The organism is Streptomyces aureoversilis (assembly GCF_042657885.1).
GTDB classification, from domain to species: domain Bacteria; phylum Actinomycetota; class Actinomycetes; order Streptomycetales; family Streptomycetaceae; genus Streptomyces; species Streptomyces aureoversilis.
In genome coordinates this window covers 1-506 of sequence record NZ_JBHSKJ010000086.1, presented here as the reverse complement: position 1 = coordinate 506, position 506 = coordinate 1, and the positions used below count along the sequence as shown (strand labels likewise).

Sequence of the window (506 nt, the reverse complement as noted above, 5' to 3'; positions counted from 1 at the left end):
CACGTCAGGGCCGAAAAAAGGGGGGCGAACGCACAGGCCCGTCGCCCGTGGACCGGGGCAAGTCGGGTTCCACGATGCACGTCCTGTCGGACCAGAACGGGCTGCCCCTCGTCGTCGGCGTCTCCGCCGCCAACACCCACGACAGCGAAGCCCTGAAGCCCATGGTGGCCGGTCACCAAACGAGACACGACCCCTACCGCGGCCGCTATTTCAAGCCCCAGCGGCTGCATGCAGACAAGGCCTACGACATTCCTCACCTGCGGAAATGGCTTCGCGGCAAGCGGATCGGAGTCCGCATCGCACGCAAGGGCATCAAGTCCAGCGAACGCCTCGGCCGCCGAAGGCGGGTGATCGAGCGCACGATGTCGTGGCTGACCGGCTACCGCCGACTCACTGTCCGCTATGAACGCCACCCCCGCAACTACCTGGCATTCCTCGGACTCGCCGCCGCAATCTGCTGCTACAAGCGACTCGTCCGCCTCACCACATAGGACACGGTCTAATAC

At 65.2% G+C, this 506-nt stretch carries 1 protein-coding gene; it reads left to right on the top strand.

Going from position 1 to position 506, the window contains the following annotated elements; translation table 11 throughout:
- A partial coding sequence (locus tag ACFPP6_RS36535; RefSeq protein WP_382051154.1) for an IS5 family transposase occupies positions 1-491 on the top strand: 491 nt, incomplete at its 5' end.
- Positions 492-506: the final 15 nt, after the last annotated feature.